The organism is Mesorhizobium sp. Root102 (genome assembly GCF_001425625.1).
GTDB lineage: Bacteria > Pseudomonadota > Alphaproteobacteria > Rhizobiales > Rhizobiaceae > Mesorhizobium.
In genome coordinates, this window is record NZ_LMCP01000020.1 from 1 (window position 1) to 20743 (window position 20743).

Consider the following 20743-nt stretch of genomic DNA (forward strand, 5'->3'; position numbering starts at 1 on the left):
GTCGAGCTGATCGTGCCGATCGCCATGGAAGAGAAGCTGCGCTTCGCTATCCGTGAAGGCGGCCGCACCGTCGGTGCCGGCATCGTCGTCACCATCAAAGAGTAATTTGGACTTAAACCGATCTGTCGCGGGCGCGGGAGCTGCCCGCGCCGCGCCAGAACAAGGAAGTGACGCATGAACGGACAGAATATCCGCATCCGCCTGAAGGCGTTTGACCACCGCGTGCTCGACGCCTCGACGAAGGAAATCGTGTCGACGGCCAAGCGTACCGGTGCCAACGTCCGCGGCCCCATTCCGCTGCCGACGCGGATCGAAAAGTTTACGGTCAACCGGTCGCCTCACGTCGACAAGAAGAGCCGCGAGCAGTTCGAGATGCGCACGCACAAGCGTCTGCTCGACATCGTCGATCCGACCCCGCAGACGGTCGATGCTTTGATGAAGCTCGATCTGGCCGCCGGCGTCGACGTCGAGATCAAGCTCTAAGGGAATGAGAGCGCGGTAAGGGGCGGTGCCCCTGGCCCGGAACTCTAAAGGAATTGAACCGATGCGTTCAGGTGTGATTGCAAAGAAGGTGGGAATGACCCGCATCTACAACGATGCCGGGGAACATGTTCCCGTCACCGTTCTCCTGATGGAGAACTGCCAGGTCGTGGCCCAGCGTACGCAAGAGAAGAATGGCTACACCGCCGTTCAGCTCGGCGTTGGCCTTGCCAAGGTGAAGAATACGTCGAAGGCGATGCGCGGCCATTTCGCGACCGCTTCCGTTGAGCCGAAGGCGAAGGTCGCAGAGTTCCGCGTCTCCGCCGACAACATGATCGATGTCGGCGCCGAGATCACCGTCGAGCACTTCGTCCCCGGCCAGAAGGTCGATGTGACGGGCACGACGATCGGCAAGGGTTTTCAGGGCGTCATCAAGCGCCACCACATGGGCGGTGGCCGTGCAACGCACGGTAACTCGGTTTCGCACCGTACGCACGGTTCGACAGGCCAGCGCCAGGACCCGGGCAAGGTGTTCAAGGGCAAGCATATGGCTGGCCACATGGGCGACACCCGCGTCACCACGCAGAATGTCGAGATCGTATCGACCGACGCCGACCGCGGCCTGATCCTGATCCGCGGTGCGGTTCCCGGATCGAAGGGCGCCTGGATCCTGGTCCGCGATGCGGCCAAGGTGGCACTGCCGGCCAATGCGCCGAAGCCTGCCGCGATCCGCGCCGTTGCTGCCGAAAGTGGCGCCAAGAACGAGGCTCCGGCCACAGAGGGAGCGGAATAATGGATCTCAAGATCACAACGCTGGGCGGCAAGGACGCCGGCAAGGTGGAACTCTCCGACGAGATTTTCGGCCTTGATCCGCGCGAAGACATCCTGCAGCGCGTCGTGCGCTGGCAGCTCGCCAAGAAGCAGCAGGGCACGCACAAGGCCAAGGGCCGCGCCGAGATCGCGCGCACCGGCGCCAAGATGTACAAGCAGAAGGGTACGGGCCGCGCCCGTCACCATTCGGCACGTGCTCCGCAGTTCCGCGGCGGCGGCAAGGCCCACGGCCCGGTCGTTCGCAGCCACGAGCACGAACTGCCGAAGAAGGTTCGCGCGCTCGGCCTCAAGCATGCTCTTTCGGCCAAGGCCAAGAGCGCGTCGATCATCATCATCGACGAGCTGAAGCTGACCGAGGCCAAGACGAAGGCGCTGATCGCGAATTTCGCGACGCTGGGCCTGACCAACGCTTTGCTGATCGGCGGCGCCGAGCTTGACAAGAACTTCAAGCTGGCGGCGACGAACATCCCCAACATCGACGTGCTGCCCATTCAGGGCATCAACGTCTACGACATTCTGCGCCGCGGCACGCTGGTCCTTTCGAAGGCCGCCGTCGAGGCTCTCGAGGAGCGCTTTAAATGACCGACCTTCGTCACTACGACGTGATCGTCTCGCCGGCGATCACCGAAAAGTCGACCATGGCCTCCGAGCAGAACCAGGTCGTCTTCAACGTCGCCAAGAAGGCGTCGAAGCCGGAAATCAAGGCCGCCGTCGAAGCGCTGTTCGGCGTCAAGGTGATGGCCGTGAACACGCTTGTCCGCAAGGGCAAGATCAAGCGCTTCCGTGGCACGGTTGGCCGCCAGAGCGACGTCAAGAAGGCGATTGTGACGCTGGCAGATGGCCAGTCGATCGACGTCGCGACGGGTCTCTGAGCAAGGCCGCGAGGACAGAAACATGGCACTGAAAAAATTCAACCCGGTAACGCCCAGCACCCGTCAGCTGGTCATCGTCGACCGCTCGGGCCTCTACAAGGGCAAGCCCGTCAAGGGTCTGACCGAAGGCCTGACCAAGTCGGGCGGCCGCAACAATCACGGCCGCATCACCGCCCGCTTCATCGGCGGTGGTCACAAGCGTTCGTACCGCATCATCGACTTCAAGCGCCGCAAGTTCGACGTTGTCGGCACGGTCGAGCGCATTGAATACGATCCGAACCGCACCGCCTTCATCGCGCTGATCAAGTATGACGATGGCGAGTTGTCCTACATCATCGCTCCGCAGCGTCTGGCTCCCGGCGACAAGGTCGTGTCCGGTGAATCGGTCGACGTGAAGCCGGGCAATGCGATGCCGCTGGCTTCGATGCCGGTCGGCACCATCGTCCACAACATCGAGCTGAAGCCGGGCAAGGGCGCTCAGGTCGCCCGTTCGGCAGGTGGTTACGGTCAGCTGGTCGGTCGTGACCAGGGCATGGCGATCCTGCGCCTCAATTCGGGCGAGCAGCGTGTCGTTCACGGCTCCTGCATGGCCACTGTCGGCGCCGTGTCCAATCCGGACCACGGCAACATCAATGACGGCAAGGCCGGTCGCACGGTTTGGCGTGGCAAGCGCCCGCACAATCGCGGCGTGACCATGAACCCGGTTGACCATCCGCACGGCGGCGGCGAAGGCCGCACCTCGGGTGGCCGCCATCCGGTTTCGCCCTGGGGCAAGCCGACCAAGGGCAAGAAGACGCGGTCCAACAAGGCGACCGACAAGTTCATCCTGCGCTCGCGCCATCAGCGCAAGAGCTAAGAAGAGGTAACGCCAAGTGACTCGTTCGATTTGGAAAGGCCCCTTCATTGACGGCTACCTTCTCAAGAAGGTGGACAAGGTTCGTGAAGGTGGTCGCAATGAGGTGATCAAGATGTGGAGCCGTCGCTCCACCATCCTGCCGCAGTTCGTCGGCTTCACCTTCGGTGTCTACAACGGCCAGAAGCATGTTCCCGTCTCGGTGAACGAGGACATGGTCGGTCACAAGTTCGGTGAATTCGCTCCGACCCGGACCTATTACGGTCACGGCGCGGATAAGAAGGCGAAGAGGAAATAATCATGGGCAAGGCCAAAGCTCCGCGCAGGCTTGCTGATAACGAAGCGCGCGCCGTATTGCGCACGATCCGTATCAGCCCGCAGAAGCTCAACCTGGTTGCCGCGCTGATCCGCGGCAAGAAGGTCGCGACAGCGCTTTCCGATCTCGAATTCTCGGCCAAGCGGATTTCCGGCACGGTCAAGAAGACGCTGGAATCGGCAATCGCCAACGCGGAAAACAACCACGACCTGGATGTCGATGCACTGATCGTGGCGGAAGCCTATGTCGGCAAGTCGATCGTCATGAAGCGGTTCCATGCCCGTGGCCGTGGCCGCGCCAGCCGTATCGAGAAGCCGTTCTCGCACCTCACGATCGTTGTTCGTGAAGTCGAAGAAAAAGGGGAGGCCGCATAATGGGCCAGAAAGTCAATCCGATCGGTCTTCGCCTCGGCATCAACCGCACCTGGGATTCGCGCTGGTTCGCGAACACCGGCGAGTACGGCAAGCTGCTGCATGAGGACATCAAGATCCGCAAGTATCTCGAGAAGGAGCTCAAGCAGGCTGCCATCTCGAAGGTCGTCATCGAGCGTCCGCACAAGAAGTGCCGCGTCACCATCCACGCCGCGCGCCCGGGTCTGATCATCGGCAAGAAGGGCGCCGACATCGAGAAGCTTCGCAAGAAGCTGATGGAGATGACGAAGTCCGAGACGCACCTCAACATCGTTGAAGTGCGCAAGCCGGAAATCGACGCGACCCTGGTCGCCCAGTCGATCGCCCAGCAGCTCGAGCGTCGTATTGCGTTCCGCCGCGCCATGAAGCGGGCCGTTCAGTCGGCGATGCGCCTCGGTGCCGAAGGCATCCGCATCAACTGCGCCGGCCGTCTCGGCGGCGCCGAGATTGCGCGCATGGAATGGTATCGCGAAGGCCGAGTGCCGCTGCATACGCTGCGTGCGGACGTCGACTACGGCACGGCCGAAGCGCACACCGCTTACGGCATCTGCGGCGTCAAGGTCTGGGTGTTCAAGGGCGAGATCCTTGAGCATGACCCGATGGCTTCGGAGCGTCGGGCCAGCGAAAGCGATGCAGCGCATGGCGGTGGTGGTGATCGCGAACGCGGTCGTCGTCGCGAAAACGCCTGAGACATTTAGGAATTTGGAGTTAGAACGATGCTGCAGCCAAAGCGCACAAAGTTCCGCAAGCAGTTCAAGGGCCGTATCCATGGTACCGCAAAGGGCGGCACCAACCTGGATTTCGGTGGTTTCGGGCTGAAGGCGCTTGAGCCGAACCGCGTCACCGCACGTGAGATCGAGGCGGCCCGCCGCGCGATCACGCGTGAAATGAAGCGCGCTGGTCGCGTCTGGATCCGTATTTTCCCGGACGTGCCGGTCACTTCGAAGCCGACCGAAGTCCGCATGGGTAAGGGCAAGGGCGCGGTCGATTACTGGGCGGCGCGCGTCAAGCCGGGCCGCATCATGTTCGAGATCGACGGCGTCAATGAAGAAACCGCCCGTGAGGCACTGCGTCTCGGCGCGGCCAAGCTCTCGGTCAAGACGCGCTTCGTGCAGCGCATCGCAGAATAAGGACGGGCTGATCATGAAAGCCGAAGACATCCGGACCAAGACCCAGGACCAGCTGACCGACGACCTGGCCAGCCTGAAGAAGGAGCAGTTCAACCTGCGCTTCCAGAAGGCCACCGGCCAGCTCGAGAAGACCGCGCGCGTGAGACAGGTCCGTAAGGACATTGCGCGTATCAAGACCATCGCTGCGGAAAAGTCCGCGGCTAAGAAGGCTTAAGGACGAAAACCATGCCAAAGCGCATTCTGCAGGGCACCGTCGTCAGCGACAAGAACGAGAAGACGGTTGTCGTCAAGGTCGAACGGCGCTTCACGCATCCCGTGATGAAGAAGACCGTGCGCATGACCAAGAAGTACAAGGCGCACGACGAGAACAACGCCCACAAGGTAGGCGATCAGGTGTTCATCCAGGAATCGAAGCCGATTTCCAAGGATAAGCGCTGGATCGTCGTGTCTTCGGACCAGGCGTAAACAACGAATTTTGGACAGACCGGGGAGGGGCTTTGAGCCCATCCCGTTAGAAAAGAAGAAGGCGGCCAGTCATGATTCAGATGCAAACAAACCTCGACGTCGCGGATAATTCCGGCGCCCGTCGTGTCATGTGCATCAAGGTGCTGGGCGGCTCGAAGCGGAAATACGCTTCCGTGGGCGACATCATCGTGGTGTCGATCAAGGAAGCCATTCCGCGCGGCCGCGTGAAGAAGGGCGATGTGATGAAGGCGGTCGTGGTTCGCACGGCCAAGGACATCCGCCGCCCGGACGGCAGCGTGATCCGTTTCGACAAGAACGCGGCCGTTCTCGTCGACAACAAGAAAGAGCCGATCGGCACGCGTATCTTCGGACCGGTTCCGCGCGAACTCCGCGCCAAGAACCACATGAAGATCATCTCGCTCGCGCCTGAAGTGCTGTAAGGAGCCGGACCAATGCAAAAGATTAGAAAAGGCGACAAGGTCGTCGTGCTGGCCGGCAAGGACAAGGGCCGTTCGGGCGAAGTCCTCTCGGTACAGCCGAAGGAAGACACCGCGCTGGTGCGCGGCGTCAACATGATCCGTCGTCACCAGAAGCAGTCCCAGTCCCAAGAGGGCGGGATCATCACCAAGGAAGCGCCGATCCAGCTGTCGAACATCGCGCTGGCCGACCCCAAGGATGGCAAGCCGACCCGCGTCGGTTTCATCTTCCAGAAGGACGGCAAGAAGGTGCGCGTCGCCAAGCGCTCGGGAGAAGTCATCAATGGCTAAGGCTCAAACCACGAAGCCCAAGGCTGAAAGCAAACAGTCCAAGGCTCAGAACACGCCGCGCCTCAAGCAGGTCTACAACGAGACCATCCGCAAGGCGCTGCAGGAACAGTTTGGCTACGACAACGAGATGCAGGTTCCGCGCATCGACAAGATCGTGCTGAACATGGGCGTTGGCGAAGCGACCGCCGATTCGAAGAAGCCTTCGATCGCGGCCGAAGACCTCGCGATGATCGCCGGCCAGAAGGCCGTCGTCACCCGCGCCCGCAACTCGATCGCCGGCTTCAAGGTCCGCGAGAAGATGCCGATCGGCGCCAAGGTCACGTTGCGCAAGGAACGCATGTACGAGTTCCTCGACCGCCTCGTGAACATCGCACTGCCGCGCGTCCGCGACTTTCGCGGACTGAATCCGAAGAGCTTCGATGGCCGTGGCAACTATGCCATGGGCATCAAGGAACACATCGTGTTCCCGGAGATCAACTACGACAAGGTTGATCAGGTCTGGGGCATGGACGTCATCGTTTGTACGACTGCGAAGACGGACGACGAAGCCAGGGCATTGCTCAAGGCCTTCAACTTCCCCTTCCGCCAGTAACGGCAGCGAGAAAAGGAAAAATCTGACATGGCAAAGACCAGCTCAGTCGAGAAGAACAACCGGCGCCGCAAGCTTGCCGACCAGTACGGTCCCAAGCGCGCTGCCCTCAAGGCGATCATCATGGATCAGTCCAAGCCGATGGAGGAGCGCTTCCGCGCTCAGCTGAAGCTGGCTGCCCTGCCGCGCAACTCGGCCAAGATCCGCATCCGCAACCGCTGCGAAGTCACTGGCCGTCCGCGCGCCTACTATCGCAAGCTCAAAGTATCGCGCATCGCGCTTCGTGATCTCGGCAACAACGGCCAGATCCCGGGCTTGGTCAAGTCGAGCTGGTAAGGAGGACATAACATGTCATTGAGCGATCCTCTCGGCGATATGCTGACCCGCATCCGCAACGCGTATGGCCGCAAGAAGTCGAGCGTTTCGACGCCGGCTTCGCGTCTGCGCACCCGCGTCCTCGACGTGCTAAAGGCTGAAGGCTATATCCGCGATTACAGCCAGACCGACTTCGACAACGGCAAGTCCGAAATCGAGATCGAGCTGAAGTATTTCGACGGCGCGCCGGTCGTGCGCGAAATCGCCCGCGTCTCGAAGCCAGGCCGTCGCGTCTACGTTTCGGCCAAGTCGATTCCGCAGGTCGCCAACGGCCTCGGCATCGCCATCCTTTCGACACCGAAGGGCGTGATGGCCGACCACGAAGCACGTGAGCAGAACGTCGGCGGTGAAATCCTCTGCCAGATCTTCTGATCTGGCGTGTGACCGTGAAAATTGGAATCCGGTCTTCGGGATCATGCCCGAAGACAGAGACCTGAAACAAGAGAAGTGACGAGGACAACAAATGTCTCGTATTGGAAAGAAACCAGTTTCGCTGCCGCAGGGCGTGACCGCGACCGTCAACGGCCAGACCGTGACGGCGAAGGGCCCCAAGGGTGAGCTGAAGTTCGTGGTGAACGACGAAGTCCTGGTCAGGATGGAAGGCAGCGAGATCGCTGTCCAGCCGCGCGACCAGACCAAGACCGCCCGCTCCAAGTGGGGCATGTCGCGCACGCAGATCGTCAACATCCTGCAGGGCGTAAAGGACGGTTTCGAAAAGAAGCTCGAGATCACCGGCGTCGGCTATCGTGCGGCACTTCAGGGCAAGAACCTGCAGCTGGCACTTGGCTTCAGCCATGACGTCGTCTACGAGACGCCGCAGGGCATCACCATCACGGTGCCGAAGCCGACGGAAATCACCGTGGCCGGCATCGACAAGCAGCAGGTCGGCCAGGTTGCGGCCGAGATCCGCGAGTACCGTGGTCCCGAGCCCTACAAGGGCAAGGGCGTCCGCTATGCTGGCGAGAAGATCGTCCGCAAGGAAGGCAAGAAGAAGTAGTGGGCTTGGCCCCGAAAAGTTGAAGACTTTTCGGAAAGGACCAAGCTAAAGAAGTGTAACGCCGCGGGGAGCGGTCGCGGGAGGCGCTTTCGCCTACCGCATATGGCGGCCCCCGTTTTTTGAAGGCAAGGAAGACCATCATGGGTACCAAGGAATCCACGCAGCGCCGCGCGCAGCGCGTTCGTCGCCAGATCAAGAAGGTCGCCGGCGAGCGTCCGCGTCTGTCGGTCCACCGCACGTCGAAGAACATCTACGTGCAGGTCATCGACGACGCCAAGGGCCATACCATCGCTGCCGCTTCGACGCTTGAGAAGGACCTCAAGGGTTCGCTCAAGACCGGCGCCGACACCGCCGCCGCCGCCGCGATCGGCAAGCTGATCGCCGAGCGCGCCACCAAGGCCGGCGTCAAGGAAGTCGTCTTCGACCGCGGCGCCTACATCTATCACGGCCGCGTCAAGGCGCTCGCCGAAGCTGCCCGCGAAGGTGGCTTGAGCTTCTAAGCATGATCCCGAACCGAAGGTCAGCGCAGCAAAAAGTTGCAGACTTTTCGGATAAAGATTATGCGAGGAAAAAATAGCTTTCGCCCCCGGTGACCCACAGAGGCGCCGGATCTTATCAGCAACCGTGCTTCCGGAAAAAAACAAGGAACAGGATATGGCACAGGAACGTAGGGATGGCGGCCGCGGCCGCGATCGTGAAGAACGCGATGACGGCATGGTGGACAAGCTCGTCCACATCAACCGCGTCGCCAAGGTCGTCAAGGGCGGCCGTCGCTTCGGTTTTGCAGCACTCGTCGTCGTCGGCGACCAGAAGGGCCGCGTCGGCTTTGGTCACGGCAAGGCGCGCGAAGTGCCGGAAGCCATCCGCAAGGCAACTGAATCGGCCAAGCGCGACATGATCTTCGTGCCGCTGCGCTCGGGTCGTACGCTGCATCACGACGTCGAAGGACGCTGGGGCGCGGGACGCGTGCTGCTGCGCGCTGCCAAGCAAGGTACCGGCATCATCGCCGGTGGCCCGATGCGCGCTGTGTTCGAGACGCTCGGCATGCATGACGTGGTTGCCAAGTCGATGGGTTCGTCGAACCCCTACAACATGGTTCGCGCCACCTTCGACGCGCTGAAGAGCCAGATGCATCCCAAGGATGTGGCTGCTGCTCGCGGCATCAAGTATTCGACCCTTCAGGCCCGCCGCGGCACCGCCGTTGCGGCTGAAGAATAGTCGATCTGACCAGGGATTTTGACCATGGCCAAGAAAGCAACCAAGACCATCACCGTTGAGCAGATCGGTTCGCCGATCCGCCGCCCGAAGGAGCAGCGCGCGACGCTGGTCGGCCTCGGCCTCAACAAGATGCACAAGCAGCGCACGCTGGAAGATACGCCCTCCGTGCGCGGCATGATCGCTGCCGTCCAGCATCTCGTCCGCGTCGTGGACGAGGGCTGAGCCAGAGCGCAGGAGAACTCAGATGAAACTCAACGATCTGCGTGACAAGGACGGCGCGACGCACTCCAAGAAGCGTCTCGGCCGTGGTATCGGCTCCGGCTCCGGCAAGACCGGCGGTCGCGGCGTCAAGGGCCAGAAGGCGCGCTCCGGCGTCGCCATCAACGGCTTCGAGGGTGGCCAGATGCCGCTCTACCGGCGCCTGCCGAAGCGTGGCTTCAACAACATCTTCGCTAAGAGCTTCACCGTCGTCTCGTTGGCCCGCATCCAGGTGGCCTTCGATGCCAAGAAGCTCGATGCCAAGGCGACCGTGACGGCTGAATCGCTGGTTGCCGCCGGCGTCATCCGCCGCGTCAAGGACGGTGTGCGCATCCTCTCGGACGGCGAGATCAAGGCGAAGCTTGCCTTTGACGTTGCCGGCGCCTCCAAGGCCGCGATCGAGAAGATCGAAAAGGCCGGCGGTTCGGTCAAGCTGCCGGAAAAGGCAGCTGCCGAGTAACGGCAATTTGAAGCGCGATCGGCAAGAACGGGATCCGTTTTTGCTCACGATTGCGCTTTGATCTGCTCAACAAGGCGGCCGCGTCAACGCGGCCGCTTGCATGTTTAGAGCCCGGAGCTTATCTCGTGAGCTTCGGTGAAACGCGCCGCCTGACCTCAGGGCCATCAAGCGTTACCAAGCGGAGAATCAGGCATGGCTTCGGCTGCTGAACAATTAGCCTCGAATCTGAATTTCTCGGCCTTCGCCAAGGCGGAGGACCTGAAGAAACGCATCTGGTTCACGATCGGCGCGCTGCTCGTCTACCGCCTCGGCACCTACATCCCGCTTCCCGGTATCAATCCCGACGCCTTCGCCCAGGCCTTCTCCTCGCAGAGCAAGGGCGTGCTCGGCATGTTCAACATGTTCGCCGGCGGCGCCGTGCAGCGCATGGCGATCTTCGCGCTCGGCATCATGCCTTACATCTCCGCCTCCATCATCATGCAGCTGATGACCTCGGTCATCCCGTCGCTGGAAGCGTTGAAGAAGGAAGGCGAACAGGGCCGCAAGGTCATCAACCAGTACACGCGCTACGGCACCGTGCTTTTGGCGCTGGTTCAGGCCTATGGCATTTCGGTCGGTCTGGAAGGCGGCAACGGTATCGTCAGCGATCCCGGCATGTTCTTCCGTATCTCGACCGTCGTCACGCTTGTCGGTGGCACCATGTTCCTGATGTGGCTCGGCGAGCAGATCACCGCTCGCGGCATCGGCAACGGCATCTCGCTGATCATCTTCTCCGGCATCGTCGCCGGCCTGCCGCACGCCATCTCTGGCACGCTGGAGCTTGGCCGCACCGGCGCGCTGTCGACCGGCCTGATCCTGGCGATCATCGTGCTGGCCATCGTCGTCATTGCGCTGATCGTGTTCTTCGAGCGCGCCCAGCGCCGCTTGCTGATCCAGTATCCGAAGCGTCAGGTCGGCAACCGCATGTTCCAGGGCGATACCTCGCATTTGCCGCTGAAGCTCAACACGTCGGGCGTCATTCCGCCGATCTTCGCCTCGTCGCTGCTGTTGCTGCCGGCCACCGTCGCCGGCTTCTCGCAGACGACCAACATGCCGGCCTGGGCTAGCACCGTGCTCGCCTCGCTCGGCCACGGCCAGCCGCTCTACATGCTGTTTTATGCGGCGATGATCGTGTTCTTCGCCTTCTTCTACACTGCGATTGTCTTCAACCCGAAGGACACCGCCGACCAGCTCAAGAAGCATTCGGGCTTCATCCCGGGCTATCGTCCGGGCGAGCGCACCGCCGATTACATCGATTACGTTCTCACCCGCATCACCGTCGTCGGCGCCATCTATCTGGTGCTGGTGTGCCTGCTGCCGGAGTTCCTGATCTCGGCGACTGGCGTACCATTCTACCTTGGTGGCACATCGCTTCTGATCGTGGTCAGTGTCACGCTCGATACGGTTGCGCAGATTCAGGGTCACCTGATTGCGCACCAGTATGAAGGCCTGATCAAGAAGTCGAAGCTGCGCGGGGGGAAGAAAGCCAGATGAGGTTGATATTGCTTGGGCCGCCAGGAGCGGGCAAGGGGACACAAGCACAAAGACTGGTAGAAAAACACGGCATACCCCAGCTTTCGACGGGCGACATGCTGCGTGCTGCCGTCCAGGCAGGCACCGAAGTCGGCAAGCGCGCCAAGGCGGTGATGGATGCCGGTGAGCTGGTGTCCGACGCCATCGTCAATGCGATCGTCGCCGAGCGCATCGATCAGGCAGATTGTGCCAAGGGGTTCATCCTCGACGGCTATCCGCGCACCCTGGTGCAGGCGGACGCGGTCGAGCAGATGCTTTCGGATCGCTCCCAGGGCCTCGACGCCGTCGTTGAACTTGTCGTCGACGACAAGGCGCTGGTTGGTCGTATAGTCAAGCGCGCCAACGAGGCACAGGCCGCCGGTCTGCCCGTTCGCAAGGACGACAATCCGACCGTGTTCGAGGAGCGTCTGAGGGAATACTACAAGAAGACGTCGCCGCTGATTGGCTACTACTATGCCAAGGGCAAGCTCCGGAGTGTCGACGGTATGGCCGATATCGATGCTGTGACGGAACAGATCGAAGCGGTGCTCAAGGACGCAACGCGGGGAAATTAACGATTGCACTTGACGGAAGCGGTTCGCTGCGGTATGGCGGCCCGTCTTCCTATCAGGCATGGGCTTTGCTTGTCCGCAAGGGCAAGGCAGCCGCTTTGAACTGGAAACTCCCGCATGGGCCGGCCTCCACCGGACGCGGGGCAACTTAAGATAGCGCCGGTTCGTCCGGCCCACATGGAGAAGAGAAGAACATGGCTCGTATAGCCGGCGTCAACATTCCTACCAACAAGCGCGTTGTCATTGCGCTTCAGTACATTCACGGCATTGGCAAGAAGTTCGCCCAGGAGATCGTCGACAAGGTCGGCATCCCGGCCGAGCGTCGCGTCAACCAGCTGACCGACGCGGAAGTGCTGCAGATACGCGAAACCATCGACCGCGACTACCAGGTCGAAGGCGACCTGCGCCGCGAAGTCTCGATGAACATCAAGCGGCTCATGGACCTTGGCTGCTACCGCGGCCTGCGTCACCGCCGCTCGCTGCCGGTTCGCGGCCAGCGCACGCATACCAATGCGCGCACCCGCAAGGGCCCGGCCAAGTCGATCGCCGGCAAGAAGAAGTAAGTCAGCGAATAGCGAGTAGCCAATAGCGAGTAGGGGGCCCTATTCGCTATTCCCTACTCACCACTCGCTTTCCTAGGTGGAGCCGCTGGCATTACGGCGGTGTAGAGATCAACTGAAAGGACTATCATGGCCAAGGAAGCCGCTCGTGTTCGCCGTCGCGAACGCAAGAACATCTCGTCGGGCGTTGCCCACGTTAATTCGACCTTCAACAACACGATGATCACCATCACCGACGCGCAGGGCAATTCGATTGCCTGGTCGTCGGCCGGTGCCCAGGGCTTCAAGGGTTCGCGCAAGTCGACCCCATTCGCTGCCCAGATGGCTGCCGAGGATGTTGCCAAGAAGGCCCAGGAACATGGCATGCGCATGCTGGAAGTCGAGGTCTGCGGACCTGGCTCCGGTCGTGAATCGGCACTGCGCGCCCTGCAGGCGGCCGGCTTCACCATCACTTCGATCCGTGATGTGACGCCGATCCCGCACAATGGCTGCCGCCCGCGCAAGAAGCGTCGCGTCTAAGCAATTTACCGAACGTCGCGCGAGCGCCCTTAGGGCGCGCTCCTCCACGGCATTCCAGGTCGCCCGCCACGATTGGATGGTGGCGGGTCAACGGAAGGAAAGCATCATGATCCAGAAAAATTGGCAGGAACTGATCAAGCCGAACAAGATCGAGTTCTCGTCGAAGAAGAAGACGCTGACCACGCTGGTCGCCGAGCCGCTCGAGCGTGGCTTTGGCCTGACGCTGGGCAACGCGCTGCGCCGCGTGCTTCTGTCTTCGCTGCGCGGTGCGGCTGTTACCGCCGTGCAGATCGACGGCGTTCTGCATGAATTCTCGTCCATCGCCGGTGTGCGCGAGGACGTGACCGACATCGTCCTGAATATCAAGGAAATCGCCATCCGCATGGAAGGCGATGGCCCCAAGCGCATGGTCGTTCGCAAGCAGGGACCGGGTGCGGTTCTCGCCGGCGACATCCAGACGGTTGGCGACGTCGAGATCCTCAACCCCGACCACGTCATCTGCACGCTGGACGAAGGCGCTGAAATCCGCATGGAATTCACCGTCGACACCGGCAAGGGTTACGTGCCGGCGGACCGCAACCGCGCCGAAGACGCGCCGATCGGCCTCATCCCGGTCGACAGCCTCTATTCGCCGGTCAAGAAGGTCTCCTACAAGGTCGAGAACACCCGCGAGGGCCAGGTTCTCGACTATGACAAGCTGACCATGACCATCGAGACCGACGGTTCGATCACCGGCGAGGACGCGGTGGCTTTCGCCGCCCGCATCCTGCAGGACCAGCTCGGCCTGTTCGTCAATTTCGACGAGCCGCAGAAGGAAGTCGCCGCCGAGGCCGTCACCGAGCTCGCCTTCAACCCGGCGCTGCTCAAGAAGGTCGACGAACTCGAGCTTTCGGTGCGTTCGGCCAACTGCCTGAAGAACGACAACATCGTCTATATCGGCGACCTGATCCAGAAGACCGAAGCCGAGATGCTGCGCACCCCGAACTTCGGCCGCAAGTCGCTGAACGAGATCAAGGAAGTCCTGGCGGCGATGGGCCTGCACCTCGGCATGGAAGTGCCGGACTGGCCGCCGGAAAACATCGAAGATCTCGCCAAGCGTTACGAAGACCAATATTGAGCATGAATTCCAAGGATCGGCGGCGTAGCCGCTCGATCCGACGGTCATGCAGAAAACCATCAGAGGCCATGGCCTCTTGAACAACTGAAGAAGGAAAAGAGCCATGCGCCACGGTTTCAAAGGCCGCCGCTTCGCCCGAAGCATTAGCCATCGCAAGTCGATGTTCGCCAACCTCGCCGTGTCGCTGCTCGAGCATGAGCAGATCGTCACCACCCTGCCGAAGGCGAAGGACCTGCGTCCGATCGTCGAGAAGCTGGTGACGCTCGGCAAGCGCGGCGACCTGCACGCCCGCCGCCAGGTGATCGCGCAGATCGGCAACGAAGGCGTCGTCAAGCGCCTGTTCGACACCATCGCCCCGCGCTACGCCACCCGCAACGGCGGCTATCTGCGCATCATGAAGGCGGGCTTCCGCCATGGTGACAACGCCGCGATGGCCGTCATCGAGTTCGTCGATCGCGATACCTCGGCCAAGGGCGCCGGCGACCGCGCTCGCATCGAAGCCGAAGGCACCGACGCGGACGCCGCAGCCGCATAAGGCTCGGTTTTTCCGGATTGAATTCAAAGGGGCCTCTGCGGGCCCCTTTTTGTTTCTGGAAGTAGTAAATTGCGGCCAAAGCCGATCTTCTGACCAGAACCAAGGGTGTTTGCCCAAAATAATCGCATTTCAGCGGCTTAGCCTTTCATTTTGCACAATCGTCGGGACAATGCCCCCGAACTTGCCTTGGAGGATTCGCGAATGCGCGCCAACCGACTGTCCCTTGTTCTGCTCTTCGCCATGATGGCGTTTGCGGCCGCACCGGTGGTCAGGCAGGCATTGGCCGAGGAGACCAAGACCGATCCCGGCCTGTCCGATGTGCTGACCGACCTGCTGCATGGCGTCGAAGGCGAGAATGCTACTTCCGGTCCCGACAAGCGCGTGCCGTTCGGTCGCGAGGAGGTGCAGCTATCGTTCGCGCCGCTGGTCAAGCAGACGGCGCCGGCCGTGGTCAACGTCTATGCCTCGCAGACCGCCAAGGTGACGTCGCCTTTCGACGGCGATCCCTTCTTCGAGGAATTCTTCGGCCGTTCGCAGCCGCGGGCGCAGTCCTCGCTCGGCTCTGGAGTGCTGGTCGACCCGACCGGCGTCGTTGTCACCAATTACCACGTCATCAAGGATGCCGATCAGGTCAAGGTGGCGACCGCGGATGGGCGTGAGTTCGACAGCAAGGTGCTGCTCAAGGACGAGACGCTCGACCTTGCCGTGCTCAAGATCACCTCGGACAAGCCGTTTCCGGTCATCGCCATCGGCGATTCCGACGCGCTTGAGGTCGGCGACCTGCTGCTGGCCATCGGCAACCCCTTCGGCGTCGGCCAGACCACCACCAGCGGCATCGTCTCGGCACTTGCCCGCAGCCATATCGGCGTGTCGGATTCGAGCTTCTTCATCCAGACCGACGCCGCCATCAACCCCGGCAATTCCGGCGGCGCGCTGATCAACATGGGCGGCCAACTGGTCGGCATCAACACCGCCATCTACAGCCGCAGCGGCGGCTCGATCGGCATCGGTTTTGCCATTCCCTCGAACATGGTTCGCGCCTTTGCCGACGCGGCCAAGGCCGGCCTCGACTTCTTTGAGCGGCCCTATATCGGCGCCGAGTTCGAAGCGGTGACGCCTCAGATCGCCGAGTCGCTCGGCATGGAGAAGCCGACCGGTGCGCTGGTCTCGTCGGTCGAGGCGACCGGACCGGCCGCCAAGGCAGGGCTCAAGCCCGGCGACGTCGTGCTGCAGCTCAACGGCAAGCCGGTCGAGAGCATCGAAGCTCTGGACTACCGGATGGCGACGCTGTCGATCGGCACCACCGCGAATTTCGCGGTTCTGACCAAAGGCCAGCAAGCGGCGATGGACATCGCGCTGGAGCGCGCTCCGGAAGGCATGAAGGCTGCTGAAGTGACGCTGCATGGCCGCAGCCCGTTCTCAGGCGCCAAGGTGGCGGAGCTGTCGCCCCGGCTCGCGCAACGGCTTGGTCTGCGCACCGATATCAAGGGTGTCACGGTGGTCGACATCAACCGCGATTCGCCCGCCGCCGATTTCGGCTTCCAGCCGGGCGACATCGTGCGCGAGGTGAACGGCACCACCATCGATACCGCCGCGACCCTGGAGCAGGCGGCCAAGACGGATACGCGCTGGTGGCGCTTTACCGTCGAGCGCGGCGGGCAGATACTGCGCCAGGTGTTGCGTTATTAGGGTACAGCCCGTGCATTCGGGCTCATGCTCCAACGAAAAAGAAGTGCATGGCCGATCTGTTCAGCGTCGATGAACCGGAAAAGACGCCGCCCGGGCGGCCATTGGCCGACAGGCTGCGGCCGAAGAATCTTGGCGAGGTCGTCGGCCAGGAGCATCTGACCGGCCCTGACGGCGCGTTGACCCGGCTGATCGGTTCCGGCTCGCTCGGCTCGATGATCTTCTGGGGGCCGCCCGGCACCGGCAAGACGACGGTGGCGCGGCTGCTCGCCGGCGAAACAAGCCTGGCTTTCGAGCAGATATCGGCGGTGTTTTCAGGCGTCGCCGACCTGAAGAAAGTGTTCGAAGCCGCCAAGCTGCGCCGCGCCAATGGCCGCCAGACCTTGTTGTTCGTCGACGAGATCCATCGCTTCAACCGCGCCCAGCAGGATTCCTTTCTCCCGGTCATGGAAGATGGGACTGTTGTTCTGGTTGGCGCCACGACCGAAAATCCGTCCTTCGAACTCAATGCCGCTCTGCTGTCGCGCGCGCGCGTTCTGGTCTTCCATTCGTTGGGCGAGGAGAGCATCGCCAAGCTCATGGCGCGCGCCGAGGAGACCGAGGGCAGGGCGCTGCCGCTCGACGACGAGGCGCGGGCCATGCTGATCCGCATGAGCGATGGCGACGGCCGCGCCTCGCTTACCCTCGCGGAGGAAGTCTGGCGGGCAGCAAAGCCCGGCGAGGTCTTCAATCCGGAGGGACTGCAGCGCATCGTCCAGCGCCGCGCACCGATCTACGACAAGGGCCAGGACGGCCACTACAACCTGATCTCGGCGCTGCACAAATCGGTGCGCGGCTCGGATCCCGACGCCGCACTCTACTATCTCGCGCGCATGTTCGATGCCGGCGAGGATCCGCTCTATCTCGGCCGCCGGCTGGTGCGCATGGCGATGGAGGACATCGGCCTTGCCGACCCGCAGGCGCTGGTCGTCGCCAACGCCGCCAAGGATGCCTACGACTATCTTGGCTCACCCGAGGGCGAACTCGCCTTTGCCGAGGCCACCGTCTATCTCGCCACCGCACCCAAATCCAACGCCGTCTACAACGCTTTCAAGGCGGCTACGCGGGCCGCGAAAGAACACGGCTCGCTGCTGCCACCCAAGCACATCCTCAACGCGCCGACCAAGCTGATGAAAGAGGAGGATTACGGCGCCGGCTATCGTTACGACCATGACGAGCCGGATGCTTTTTCGGGCCAGGATTATTTTCCCGAGAAGATGGGCCGCCAGACCTTCTATGATCCGCCCGAGCGCGGCTTTGAGCGCGACATCAGGAAGCGGCTCGATTATTGGGCGAAGCTGCGCAAAGAGCGGGAATAGCGGGCTTGCGTGGCCCGGTCGTCGTCACGCTTCGAAACGAGGCTTCGCCTTGGGGCATTTCCGCCGCGGTCGCACTCCACGCGCTGCTCGCTGCGATGCTGGCCTTGATGCCGTTGCCGAAACCGCCGAAACGGCTGGAGGAGGAGGGGGTGTCGGTTGACATCCTGACGCAGCAACGGTTCGAGGCCTCAACCAGGCCGCCACCAATGCCGGCGGCGCCTGAGATGCCGGCGGCGGTGCCACCGCGCGCTGCGAGCCCGGCCGTATCCCAACCGCCCGCCGCGCCGGCCATGATCCGGCCGACCGAAATGCTGTCGGCCAAGACACTGGCCGATCCGGGCAGCCGGCAGGCGCGCGCCGATTTCGCCACCTTCGCGTCCGACGAACGCATGGTGCAATTGTGCAATCTCGAAGCGATGGATCAGATCCGCCGATGGCGCACGGATTATCAGCCGGAGCGGGTGGTGCCCTACGCAACGGCGGAGGAAAAAATCGACGGAACCATGATCGCCGCGAATGGTGCGGCTTTCCGCAGTCGCAGAAACTGGTATGGTCTGAAGTTCAGATGCCAACTGGCTGGCGACGGCGAAAGCGTCGTCGGCTTCGAATTCCTGGTTGGCGATCTGATCCCCAGGGAAAAATGGGACGAGCTTGGCCTGCCGGCGGTGCATTGACCTGATACCGGTGGGCTTCATCAGGCAGCCAGCCGGCCACGATACCACGGCCGTTGTGTGGTCACCCAAAAAACCTTATCAAGGCGCACGACCGGGCGGTGGTCGTTGCCGTGATTTGGGCACCTCATTCGCAACAGGATCGCGCTTCGCGCGTGGAAAAATGACAAAAACCCTTCGCAAATCCCTTCGCAAATTCGCCATTGCCATCCCGCTTCTTGCCCTTGGCTTCTATTTCATCCCCATCCTGACCACGATCTTCATCGTCTGCGGCCTGATCGACGTGCTGCGCAACGACCGGAAGGATTTGTCACTGTTCAGCGGGTATTTCCTCGGCAACGGCCTGTTCACCTGGTTGCTTTCGCCGTTCAATCTGCTGGTCGACCTGCTGTGCTACAGAAATCCTGGCGTGTGGAAGCTGGAGCAGTTTCCCGCCGACTATCAGCGCGAGGTCAATGAGGTTCTGGACATCTTCAAGGCGCGCAAGGACGAGATCATCGCCGACATCGACGCCAATTTCGGCGCCGGTCGGCGCGGCATGTATGTCTACCAGTGGTACGGCAAGCACAAGATCGACAATGTCGCCGAGTTCAACAAGGATTTCAAATACATCAAGACCATCGCCGTTTCCGTGTTCAGCAAGCGCGAATCGACGTCCTGGCACTTCGGCCCGCTGCGGCTCAGCCTGCGCATTCTCTACAATCTGATCCCGGTGAAATCGGAGATTTTCGTCGAGTGCGGCAACGTCAAGAACTACTGGTACGACAATCCGCTGTTCATCTTCGACGACACGCTGCTGCATCGCTCGGTCAACGAGTATGACGGACGCCGCTACTGTGTGTTCATGGACATTATCAGGCCATCCCCGGTTCCGAGGCTGATCGCGGGCATGCTCGCCATCGTCTCGGTGAGCGTCGAGCGCATCAATTCCATGTTCTACAAGAATTGGAAGATGATCGGTTCGACCAAGCCGAAGAAGGCCGGGACGACCTGAGCTTTAAGGTCAGCGCTGCCGAGTCAGGACCCAGCCGGTCCCTCTAACAGGCTGTTGTTACAACCAACGTCCTATAGCGTCGTCGAGCCTTGTTCCCCTACAACTTGATGCAGCGGATATATCTGGGAGGATATAACGCTGCTGTTGAGTTGGAAGTGACAGTCGCCTTGGGAGGATAAGGTGAGCGGACGGCAGCCGACTGGTCATCATTCGGATTTTATCCAGGCATCAATCGCCAGCAACGATGCGGCGCGCTCGGCGTTGGTCGCCTCATGGCGGCGTTCGCTGACATTGCACGGTCTCGATCCGGCCGAGCGCCAGGCGCCACGACGCTTGACTGAAGGCGAGCTGAGGCAAGCCCGGCAGCGTATGGAACCGTTGCGCCGTGCCGCCGATGCCAGCCTCGACCGGCTATACATGGCTGTCGGCGGGGTTGGTTGCTGCGTGCTGCTTGCCGACAGTGAAGGCATCCCGGTCGACCGCCGCGGCGCAGTCGCCGACGACGACACGTTCGACGAGTGGGGACTGTGGACGGGCACCGTCTGGAGTGAGGACTCCGAGGGCACCAACGGCATTGGCACATGCCTTGCCGATCAGCGCGCGCTCACCATTCATCGCGACCAGCATTTCTTCGCGCGCAACACATTGCTCAGTTGCACCACCGCGCCGATCTTCGATCACGAAGGCAATCTGGCGGCGGCGCTCGATGTCTCGTCGTGCCGGTCGGACCTGACCGAAGGGTTCGTCAACCTGATCGCCATCGCGGTCGGCGATGCCGCGCGCCGCATCGAGACCGAGAATTTCCGCCTGGCGTTTTCCAACGCCCGCATCTTGCTGGCGCCGGTCGCCGAGCGCAGCGCCGGCGCGCTGATTGCCGTCGATGCCGACGATCTGGTGGTGGGTGCGACGCGCTTGGCGCGCCAGGCTCTCGGCATCACCCAACAGATCTTGGCCAAGGGGTTGCCGGCCGCCGACATTCTTGCCGGCTCGGCCGAGGCCGCTGAAGGCTTGGACGAAGCGGAGCGCGGCGTGGTGCAGCGCGCCATCGCGCGCGCAGAAGGCAATGTTTCGGCCGCCGCCAACAATCTTGGAATTTCACGCGCCACTTTGCATCGCAAGCTCGCCCGCTTCGGCATCCGCCGTCCGCACTGAGCTTTGA

32 protein-coding genes and 1 pseudogene are annotated in these 20743 nt (G+C 62.0%); all 33 read left to right on the forward strand.

Features of this window, described 5'->3' with window-relative positions:
• A pseudogene (locus ASD12_RS33235) lies at positions 1–105 on the forward strand (elongation factor Tu); the annotation flags it as partial.
• 69 nt (positions 106–174) lie between these two features.
• Entirely contained in the window at positions 175–483 is a 309-nt protein-coding gene (gene rpsJ, locus ASD12_RS17415; RefSeq protein ID WP_010909272.1) for a 30S ribosomal protein S10, read from the forward strand.
• 61 nt (positions 484–544) lie between these two features.
• Positions 545–1273, forward strand: coding sequence for a 50S ribosomal protein L3 (gene rplC / locus ASD12_RS17420; protein WP_056588601.1), 729 nt, complete (start codon positions 545–547; stop codon positions 1271–1273).
• A complete protein-coding gene (gene rplD, locus ASD12_RS17425) occupies positions 1273–1893 on the forward strand; it encodes a 50S ribosomal protein L4 (protein ID WP_056588603.1) in 621 nt (206 codons plus the stop codon). The genes rplC and rplD overlap by 1 nt, the downstream gene beginning before the upstream one ends.
• Positions 1890–2183, forward strand: a complete 294-nt coding sequence (locus tag ASD12_RS17430; RefSeq protein ID WP_023757976.1) for a 50S ribosomal protein L23 — start codon at positions 1890–1892, stop codon at positions 2181–2183. Before rplD ends, ASD12_RS17430 begins: the two co-directional genes overlap by 4 nt.
• A 22-nt stretch (positions 2184–2205) precedes the next feature.
• The gene (gene rplB / locus ASD12_RS17435) at positions 2206–3039 is read left to right on the forward strand and encodes a 50S ribosomal protein L2 (RefSeq protein ID WP_056588604.1); all 834 of its coding nucleotides are present in this window, start codon (positions 2206–2208) and stop codon (positions 3037–3039) included.
• Between the two features lie 16 nt (positions 3040–3055).
• Positions 3056–3334, forward strand: coding sequence for a 30S ribosomal protein S19 (rpsS, locus tag ASD12_RS17440; RefSeq protein WP_006205463.1), 279 nt, complete (start codon positions 3056–3058; stop codon positions 3332–3334).
• A 2-nt stretch (positions 3335–3336) separates the two neighbouring features.
• A complete protein-coding gene (gene rplV, locus ASD12_RS17445) occupies positions 3337–3726 on the forward strand; it encodes a 50S ribosomal protein L22 (RefSeq protein ID WP_006205462.1) in 390 nt (129 codons plus the stop codon).
• A complete protein-coding gene (gene rpsC, locus ASD12_RS17450) occupies positions 3726–4451 on the forward strand; it encodes a 30S ribosomal protein S3 (RefSeq protein ID WP_013531426.1) in 726 nt (241 codons plus the stop codon). The genes rplV and rpsC overlap by 1 nt, the downstream gene beginning before the upstream one ends.
• Positions 4452–4478: 27 nt before the next feature.
• Positions 4479–4892 (forward strand): 50S ribosomal protein L16, encoded by a 414-nt coding sequence (gene rplP / locus ASD12_RS17455; protein WP_013531427.1) that lies wholly within the window; start codon positions 4479–4481, stop codon positions 4890–4892.
• A 13-nt stretch (positions 4893–4905) separates the two neighbouring features.
• The gene (gene rpmC, locus ASD12_RS17460) at positions 4906–5106 is read left to right on the forward strand and encodes a 50S ribosomal protein L29 (protein WP_006205459.1); all 201 of its coding nucleotides are present in this window, start codon (positions 4906–4908) and stop codon (positions 5104–5106) included.
• An 11-nt stretch (positions 5107–5117) separates the two neighbouring features.
• Positions 5118–5357, forward strand: a complete 240-nt coding sequence (gene rpsQ, locus ASD12_RS17465; RefSeq protein WP_010909280.1) for a 30S ribosomal protein S17 — start codon at positions 5118–5120, stop codon at positions 5355–5357.
• Positions 5358–5428: 71 nt separating this feature from the next.
• Positions 5429–5797, forward strand: a complete 369-nt coding sequence (gene rplN, locus ASD12_RS17470) for a 50S ribosomal protein L14 (protein WP_006205457.1) — start codon at positions 5429–5431, stop codon at positions 5795–5797.
• Between the two features lie 12 nt (positions 5798–5809).
• Positions 5810–6124, forward strand: coding sequence for a 50S ribosomal protein L24 (gene rplX, locus ASD12_RS17475; protein ID WP_013531428.1), 315 nt, complete (start codon positions 5810–5812; stop codon positions 6122–6124).
• Positions 6117–6716, forward strand: coding sequence for a 50S ribosomal protein L5 (gene rplE, locus ASD12_RS17480; RefSeq protein WP_082525502.1), 600 nt, complete (start codon positions 6117–6119; stop codon positions 6714–6716). The genes rplX and rplE overlap by 8 nt, the downstream gene beginning before the upstream one ends.
• Before the next feature lie 27 nt (positions 6717–6743).
• A complete protein-coding gene (gene rpsN / locus ASD12_RS17485; RefSeq protein WP_010909282.1) occupies positions 6744–7049 on the forward strand; it encodes a 30S ribosomal protein S14 in 306 nt (101 codons plus the stop codon).
• A gap of 12 nt (positions 7050–7061) precedes the next feature.
• Positions 7062–7460: a 30S ribosomal protein S8 gene (gene rpsH, locus ASD12_RS17490; protein WP_013531431.1), complete on the forward strand. Its 399-nt coding sequence runs from the start codon at positions 7062–7064 to the stop codon at positions 7458–7460.
• A gap of 91 nt (positions 7461–7551) precedes the next feature.
• Positions 7552–8085 (forward strand): 50S ribosomal protein L6, encoded by a 534-nt coding sequence (gene rplF, locus ASD12_RS17495; protein WP_056588606.1) that lies wholly within the window; start codon positions 7552–7554, stop codon positions 8083–8085.
• A gap of 140 nt (positions 8086–8225) precedes the next feature.
• Positions 8226–8585, forward strand: a complete 360-nt coding sequence (gene rplR / locus ASD12_RS17500; protein WP_027038735.1) for a 50S ribosomal protein L18 — start codon at positions 8226–8228, stop codon at positions 8583–8585.
• Positions 8586–8739: 154 nt separating this feature from the next.
• Complete coding sequence (gene rpsE, locus ASD12_RS17505; RefSeq protein WP_006333394.1) at positions 8740–9303, forward strand: 30S ribosomal protein S5; 564 nt, start codon at positions 8740–8742, stop codon at positions 9301–9303.
• Positions 9304–9327: 24 nt separating this feature from the next.
• Positions 9328–9525: a 50S ribosomal protein L30 gene (gene rpmD, locus ASD12_RS17510; protein ID WP_006205449.1), complete on the forward strand. Its 198-nt coding sequence runs from the start codon at positions 9328–9330 to the stop codon at positions 9523–9525.
• Between the two features lie 22 nt (positions 9526–9547).
• Entirely contained in the window at positions 9548–10021 is a 474-nt protein-coding gene (rplO, locus tag ASD12_RS17515) for a 50S ribosomal protein L15 (RefSeq protein WP_056588608.1), read from the forward strand.
• A 192-nt stretch (positions 10022–10213) separates the two neighbouring features.
• Positions 10214–11554, forward strand: a complete 1341-nt coding sequence (secY, locus tag ASD12_RS17520; RefSeq protein ID WP_056588610.1) for a preprotein translocase subunit SecY — start codon at positions 10214–10216, stop codon at positions 11552–11554.
• The gene (locus ASD12_RS17525; protein ID WP_056588612.1) at positions 11551–12147 is read left to right on the forward strand and encodes an adenylate kinase; all 597 of its coding nucleotides are present in this window, start codon (positions 11551–11553) and stop codon (positions 12145–12147) included. Before secY ends, ASD12_RS17525 begins: the two co-directional genes overlap by 4 nt.
• 191 nt (positions 12148–12338) lie before the next feature.
• Positions 12339–12707 (forward strand): 30S ribosomal protein S13, encoded by a 369-nt coding sequence (rpsM, locus tag ASD12_RS17530; RefSeq protein WP_006205445.1) that lies wholly within the window; start codon positions 12339–12341, stop codon positions 12705–12707.
• 126 nt (positions 12708–12833) lie between these two features.
• Complete coding sequence (gene rpsK / locus ASD12_RS17535) at positions 12834–13223, forward strand: 30S ribosomal protein S11 (protein WP_006205444.1); 390 nt, start codon at positions 12834–12836, stop codon at positions 13221–13223.
• 106 nt (positions 13224–13329) lie between these two features.
• Complete coding sequence (locus tag ASD12_RS17540; protein WP_013531438.1) at positions 13330–14340, forward strand: DNA-directed RNA polymerase subunit alpha; 1011 nt, start codon at positions 13330–13332, stop codon at positions 14338–14340.
• A 103-nt stretch (positions 14341–14443) separates the two neighbouring features.
• Entirely contained in the window at positions 14444–14875 is a 432-nt protein-coding gene (rplQ, locus tag ASD12_RS17545; protein ID WP_056588614.1) for a 50S ribosomal protein L17, read from the forward strand.
• A gap of 201 nt (positions 14876–15076) precedes the next feature.
• Positions 15077–16564 carry a DegQ family serine endoprotease gene (locus ASD12_RS17550; protein WP_056588616.1) on the forward strand — a complete coding sequence of 496 codons (1488 nt, stop codon included), beginning with the start codon at positions 15077–15079 and terminating at the stop codon, positions 16562–16564.
• Between the two features lie 47 nt (positions 16565–16611).
• Complete coding sequence (locus ASD12_RS17555) at positions 16612–17919, forward strand: replication-associated recombination protein A (protein ID WP_056588617.1); 1308 nt, start codon at positions 16612–16614, stop codon at positions 17917–17919.
• Between the two features lie 5 nt (positions 17920–17924).
• A complete protein-coding gene (locus tag ASD12_RS35370; protein ID WP_244482880.1) occupies positions 17925–18593 on the forward strand; it encodes a DUF930 domain-containing protein in 669 nt (222 codons plus the stop codon).
• Between the two features lie 160 nt (positions 18594–18753).
• Positions 18754–19584: an aspartyl/asparaginyl beta-hydroxylase domain-containing protein gene (locus ASD12_RS17565; RefSeq protein ID WP_056588620.1), complete on the forward strand. Its 831-nt coding sequence runs from the start codon at positions 18754–18756 to the stop codon at positions 19582–19584.
• Positions 19585–19764: 180 nt separating this feature from the next.
• Entirely contained in the window at positions 19765–20736 is a 972-nt protein-coding gene (locus ASD12_RS17570) for a helix-turn-helix domain-containing protein (RefSeq protein ID WP_056588621.1), read from the forward strand.
• Positions 20737–20743 lie beyond the last annotated feature (7 nt).

Coding starts and splice junctions, on each gene's coding strand:
- rpsJ (WP_010909272.1), top strand. CDS start 175: ATGAACGGACAGAATATCCGCATCCGCCTGAAGGCGTTTGACCACCGC.
- rplC (WP_056588601.1), top strand. CDS start 545: ATGCGTTCAGGTGTGATTGCAAAGAAGGTGGGAATGACCCGCATCTAC.
- rplD (WP_056588603.1), top strand. CDS start 1,273: ATGGATCTCAAGATCACAACGCTGGGCGGCAAGGACGCCGGCAAGGTG.
- ASD12_RS17430 (WP_023757976.1), top strand. CDS start 1,890: ATGACCGACCTTCGTCACTACGACGTGATCGTCTCGCCGGCGATCACC.
- rplB (WP_056588604.1), top strand. CDS start 2,206: ATGGCACTGAAAAAATTCAACCCGGTAACGCCCAGCACCCGTCAGCTG.
- rplV (WP_006205462.1), top strand. CDS start 3,337: ATGGGCAAGGCCAAAGCTCCGCGCAGGCTTGCTGATAACGAAGCGCGC.
- rpsC (WP_013531426.1), top strand. CDS start 3,726: ATGGGCCAGAAAGTCAATCCGATCGGTCTTCGCCTCGGCATCAACCGC.
- rplP (WP_013531427.1), top strand. CDS start 4,479: ATGCTGCAGCCAAAGCGCACAAAGTTCCGCAAGCAGTTCAAGGGCCGT.
- rpmC (WP_006205459.1), top strand. CDS start 4,906: ATGAAAGCCGAAGACATCCGGACCAAGACCCAGGACCAGCTGACCGAC.
- rpsQ (WP_010909280.1), top strand. CDS start 5,118: ATGCCAAAGCGCATTCTGCAGGGCACCGTCGTCAGCGACAAGAACGAG.
- rplN (WP_006205457.1), top strand. CDS start 5,429: ATGATTCAGATGCAAACAAACCTCGACGTCGCGGATAATTCCGGCGCC.
- rplX (WP_013531428.1), top strand. CDS start 5,810: ATGCAAAAGATTAGAAAAGGCGACAAGGTCGTCGTGCTGGCCGGCAAG.
- rplE (WP_082525502.1), top strand. CDS start 6,117: ATGGCTAAGGCTCAAACCACGAAGCCCAAGGCTGAAAGCAAACAGTCC.
- rpsN (WP_010909282.1), top strand. CDS start 6,744: ATGGCAAAGACCAGCTCAGTCGAGAAGAACAACCGGCGCCGCAAGCTT.
- rpsH (WP_013531431.1), top strand. CDS start 7,062: ATGTCATTGAGCGATCCTCTCGGCGATATGCTGACCCGCATCCGCAAC.
- rplF (WP_056588606.1), top strand. CDS start 7,552: ATGTCTCGTATTGGAAAGAAACCAGTTTCGCTGCCGCAGGGCGTGACC.
- rplR (WP_027038735.1), top strand. CDS start 8,226: ATGGGTACCAAGGAATCCACGCAGCGCCGCGCGCAGCGCGTTCGTCGC.
- rpsE (WP_006333394.1), top strand. CDS start 8,740: ATGGCACAGGAACGTAGGGATGGCGGCCGCGGCCGCGATCGTGAAGAA.
- rpmD (WP_006205449.1), top strand. CDS start 9,328: ATGGCCAAGAAAGCAACCAAGACCATCACCGTTGAGCAGATCGGTTCG.
- rplO (WP_056588608.1), top strand. CDS start 9,548: ATGAAACTCAACGATCTGCGTGACAAGGACGGCGCGACGCACTCCAAG.
- secY (WP_056588610.1), top strand. CDS start 10,214: ATGGCTTCGGCTGCTGAACAATTAGCCTCGAATCTGAATTTCTCGGCC.
- ASD12_RS17525 (WP_056588612.1), top strand. CDS start 11,551: ATGAGGTTGATATTGCTTGGGCCGCCAGGAGCGGGCAAGGGGACACAA.
- rpsM (WP_006205445.1), top strand. CDS start 12,339: ATGGCTCGTATAGCCGGCGTCAACATTCCTACCAACAAGCGCGTTGTC.
- rpsK (WP_006205444.1), top strand. CDS start 12,834: ATGGCCAAGGAAGCCGCTCGTGTTCGCCGTCGCGAACGCAAGAACATC.
- ASD12_RS17540 (WP_013531438.1), top strand. CDS start 13,330: ATGATCCAGAAAAATTGGCAGGAACTGATCAAGCCGAACAAGATCGAG.
- rplQ (WP_056588614.1), top strand. CDS start 14,444: ATGCGCCACGGTTTCAAAGGCCGCCGCTTCGCCCGAAGCATTAGCCAT.
- ASD12_RS17550 (WP_056588616.1), top strand. CDS start 15,077: ATGCGCGCCAACCGACTGTCCCTTGTTCTGCTCTTCGCCATGATGGCG.
- ASD12_RS17555 (WP_056588617.1), top strand. CDS start 16,612: ATGGCCGATCTGTTCAGCGTCGATGAACCGGAAAAGACGCCGCCCGGG.
- ASD12_RS17565 (WP_056588620.1), top strand. CDS start 18,754: ATGACAAAAACCCTTCGCAAATCCCTTCGCAAATTCGCCATTGCCATC.